Source organism: Peptoniphilus hominis (ex Hitch et al. 2025), from assembly GCF_040096015.1.
Taxonomy (GTDB): Bacteria; Bacillota; Clostridia; order Tissierellales; family Peptoniphilaceae; genus Peptoniphilus_A; species Peptoniphilus_A hominis.
Genome location: NZ_JBBMFO010000050.1, coordinates 1 through 4,202 on the forward strand (window position 1 = coordinate 1; position 4,202 = coordinate 4,202).

A 4,202-nucleotide genomic window follows, 5' to 3' on the forward strand; every position below is an offset into this window, starting at 1 on the left:
TCCTTGCCCATTTGTGCCATAACATTTGTTGTTAGTCCTGCCATAGCTATTACATCTGTTTTCTTTAATCCTTTTTTCGCTAACTGTATCCATAATGGTTTATAGTTAAGTGCCATAATATCCCTCTTTTTCTCTTCATTAGATTTATTTAATTATAGCATAAATATTGATTTCATTCAATCTTACATTGATTTAGTGTTTTGTTTTAGAGAATTTGTTGTGTTATTCCGTCCTTATTTTGCCATAAATTGCTTAATACCTTGAGATTTAGCACCAGGGTTATCATTACCATAACCTTCCATTAAGTTAATAACTCCCCATGCTCCTAAACCTGCACCAATTGCTGTAACTAATATTTTTAATACATTTACTGCTTGTGTAAAAAATTCCATTTATATTTCCTCCTCTTTTTCTTCTTTTTTAATTTTATTTATGTGCTTTACTATAAAATTTTTAAATGTCTTGTCTTCTTTTTTTGTTTCCTTAAAATATCCAAAAATATGGATGTATTCTCCACTTTTAAATTCCTTCACACTTTTTGCCTTTTCCCCGTAGAGATTACAGTAGATATATTCTTTTTTAACCTTTCCCTCTTCTTTGTTCTTTCTAACTATTGTGAAGTTAGCTACCTCTTTTTCTCCTTCCTTTGTATCTATTGCAGTTGTTTTTACTTCTCCTACTAGATTTCCATTAATATTTAGCATTTCTCTTTCCATTTGTTCTATCTCCTTTATTCCATAAAAAAAGCGATAGTTTTCTCTATCGCTTCTACTTCTAATTCATTAATATTTCATTTTTCTCTGTATCTTATTTTTTCGGCTCATCTCGTATATATTTCATTCTTCCTCCTTTGGGCATAAAAAAACACCGAAATGTTTTTTTCGGTGTAAATTTCTCTATTTAATTTTATGGTTTTAGTAATTCTTTCCAGTTTTCTATAAAGCCAACATGTCTTAATTCAATATTTTCATATCTTGCTATTAGTGCTGTTAGATCATGATAAAAATTTTTGTAATTTTCTTCTTCAGAAACTATTTTAAGATTTACTAATGTAGCAAATATTGTGTTGTTTGAAATATTCTTTTTTAAATATTCTTTATATAGCTTTGGTGATTTTGTAAGCTTTGCTCCATATAGCCTGCCATAATGGGCACATATATTTCTTATATAGGCAAAATTTTCTATCCAAGATTCAAAGTAATGGTAGTCTGTATGAAAGACTTTTGCAATTTTACTTTTATCTTCATTTTTCATATTCTTATACATTTTAGATAAGGTTCCAAAACTCGCTACTTCTATCACTGCATAGAGTGGAATTTCTCCACCTTCATAATTGTCTTTAAAGTTTTTTATAAATGGTGAGCGTCTATTTCTTTTAATTTCCCTTGCTAATTCTTCTAGTACCCTTTCTTGTTCCTTTTGTTTCTCAAAATTATTCATATCTTTATATGAAAAGTTCCCATATCTTAAAGAAAAATAGTTTGTGATAACTGCTCTTAAAGAAACTTCAATATGTTCTATTATTTCAAATATAAGCTGTCTAAGTTCTCTATCAAATTTATATAAACTTACAATATCTTCAAAACTTGTTCCTGATATATATCTTCCATCTTTTTTTAATGTGATACTATAAGCTTTAATCAGCCTGTAATAGGATATTCTTCCAAGAATTTTCTTAGCATAAGTTTTATCTTCTACTAAAAGTCCTAAGTCTATTAAGTTTTTTACTTGATTTTCTATACTAATCGGTTCTTGATGAATTTTTTTCATTTTTTCTCCTAAAATCAAATGACCCGACTTGGTCCGCATTGTTAAGAGGCGTGTCGGGTACTGTTGATATCATTATATGTTATAAAATATTTTTTGTCAAGTATTTCCTTTTAATCTTTCCTAAATATCTATCTTACTTCTAATTTTAAATTTATTCATCTAATATTTCAACTACCATACTCTCTTTTAACTTAACCTCATCTTTTCTCTGTAGGTATTTCTCTATGTCAAATATATTTCTCTTATCATAATCTTCCAATAACTTGTAATTCTTATGCTTTGTAATATCAAATTTATAAGATAAGAAAGGTCTTACTCCTCTTAGTTGGTATATACACTTACCACCATCCATTACAGTTATTTCATCTTGACTCATAAGTTCCTTACCGGTTTTTTGATAATTTAAACCAAAGCTCTTTTGATTTGATCTTGTTTCTGATGTGTTATATAGGTCTATGGTTTCTTTGCCCAAACTTTCAGATAATTCTTTTAATGTTGTTCTTTCTTTGCCTCCTAAAAATAATGTAGAATCACAATTGCCAACTATGGTATCGGCATTATCTTTATAGATACTTTTTAGTTGTGATTGTGCTTGTAATATTATACAAGCTGATATTTCTCTACTTCTAATAGTTGCTATCAGCTTTTCAAACTTTGGAATTAAGCCGATATTTGCAAATTCATCAAGTAGGCATCTCACATGAATAGGAAGTCTTCCGCCATATTCGTCATCTGCTTTATCACATAATAGATTAAATAATTGTGAGTACATTATTGATACTACAAAGTTAAATGTATCATCTGTATCCGATATTATTACGAATAAAGCTGTTTTCTTTTCTCCAAGTGTATCAAGCTCCAGTTCATCTTCTTTCATTAAGTCCCTAAGTTCCTGAATATCAAATGGAGCAAGCCTTGCTCCACAGGATATAAGGATTGATTTGGCAGTTTTTCCTGTAACAACTTGTCAAGGACTTTCTAATCATTTTTATGGGGTTTTTTATCTTTTTCTCGCTCCATTTCCCTAAGCATTATCCTTTTCAATTTATCTTGCATAGTTTCAGTCGCATTTTCATTAAAATGGACAACAACCTCATAAGTTGCCTTTCCAATCTTCTTTATGGTCTTTATTCCTGTATTTTGTTCGTTTTTATTTTCGTGCATATTAGTTTCCCTCCTGTTAGTTGCAATCAAAAAAAGACGATAGAGTTTTATTTCTACCGCCTTTCACAAGTCTTGTAGCTATTCATTTAATAACGCTTTACCATTTACATATTAAATTTTCAAATCCTTATTGTTCAGCATTCCGCCAAACATCGTATGATACATATCCTTGGAAGATTCCTCTATCTTTGTAATACTTGATATTTTATTTCCTGCATCTTTTGATGATGCTCCGCAAAGATAAAAGGCTTCACTGTCTGTTCCATAGTCAATGGCAATATATCTATCGTGATACTTTTTACCTGCAATTTTCATCTTCAGATTGATATTAGGGTAATCTTTTCTAAAATCGTTTAGGATATTTTTTGTCAGCATATCCTTGTTTTTCACATTGTCGCTAAAGACTATAATTTCAACATTGTCTTTTGCAGCTCTTAATAATTCTAAGGTTTTCAAGCCTATATAGTTATCTATTACATAAATGCTTTTCTTTGCAGACTTATATATTTTTGTATAAGCAACATCTGCTTCAATCTTATCTCCATTCATTAAAAGGAAATGCTTGTATGTGTCTGGATCTATAAAATTATCCATAACCTTTTTCAAATCTTCTTTTGTAGCCATTTGCGACTTTATTTCAGCTATATCCTTTGTGTTTTGATTTGTCTGTACTGCTATTTGTACCAATTCTTTTGAGCTAATAAAATCTTGATTTTCGATTATAAAGTCTTTCATCTGCTTAAATGTTCTAATTAAGGCTCTACTTTGCCTAATCGCAAGTTCACCTCTTAATACCGTCATAAGCATATAAATACCTTGTTCTGTAAAGGCATTTGGTAAGTATCTTGAACCGCCCCAACTTGAGGTGAAATTTTTGCACCTCAAGTTTTCAAATTCATTCTCGGTAAGTTGAAACATAAAATCTTCGCCTTCAAACTTCTCAATATTGTTTTTTACCTGTCTATTAAAGTTTTTTGTTTCATAACCATATATTTCAGCTAAATCTGCATCAAGCATTACTTTTTGCCCACGAATAAGATATATTTTTTCTTGTATAGTTTTATCATCTACAATAACTATCTCTTTATTTTCTTCTGCCATGAAATGCACCTCCAACATTATCTAAATTCTTTTATATTTTTCTACTCCACCTTCAGCTTTTCCGATGTGTTCCACATTTTTTACAAGTCTCTTATTTACATTTTCATAAAACCATCTGCCAATCAATGCCGGCGGTGTTGCGATTAACTCTCTCAAAACAAATTCTT

General features: G+C 29.9%; 5 protein-coding genes and 1 pseudogene. All 6 read right to left on the reverse strand.

Annotation, left to right across the window (positions count from 1 at the left end):
* Nucleotides 1–233 precede the first annotated feature (233 nt).
* Nucleotides 234–392, reverse strand: coding sequence for a Maff2 family mobile element protein (locus WMO19_RS09470; RefSeq protein ID WP_102722993.1), 159 nt, complete (start codon nucleotides 390–392; stop codon nucleotides 234–236).
* On the reverse strand, nucleotides 393–716 hold the full coding sequence (locus WMO19_RS09475) for a single-stranded DNA-binding protein (protein WP_349171609.1): 324 nt from the start codon (nucleotides 714–716) through the stop codon (nucleotides 393–395).
* A 190-nt stretch (nucleotides 717–906) separates the two neighbouring features.
* A complete protein-coding gene (locus WMO19_RS09480) occupies nucleotides 907–1,770 on the reverse strand; it encodes an Abi family protein (protein ID WP_349171610.1) in 864 nt (287 codons plus the stop codon).
* A gap of 151 nt (nucleotides 1,771–1,921) precedes the next feature.
* A pseudogene (locus WMO19_RS09485) lies at nucleotides 1,922–2,737 on the reverse strand (VirD4-like conjugal transfer protein, CD1115 family); the annotation flags it as partial.
* Nucleotides 2,738–2,748: 11 nt separating this feature from the next.
* Nucleotides 2,749–2,934 carry a transposon-encoded TnpW family protein gene (locus WMO19_RS09490; RefSeq protein ID WP_002842105.1) on the reverse strand — a complete coding sequence of 62 codons (186 nt, stop codon included), beginning with the start codon at nucleotides 2,932–2,934 and terminating at the stop codon, nucleotides 2,749–2,751.
* A 111-nt stretch (nucleotides 2,935–3,045) separates the two neighbouring features.
* On the reverse strand, nucleotides 3,046–4,035 hold the full coding sequence (locus WMO19_RS09495; protein WP_005957950.1) for an ORF6N domain-containing protein: 990 nt from the start codon (nucleotides 4,033–4,035) through the stop codon (nucleotides 3,046–3,048).
* Between the last annotated feature and the right edge of the window lie 167 nt (nucleotides 4,036–4,202).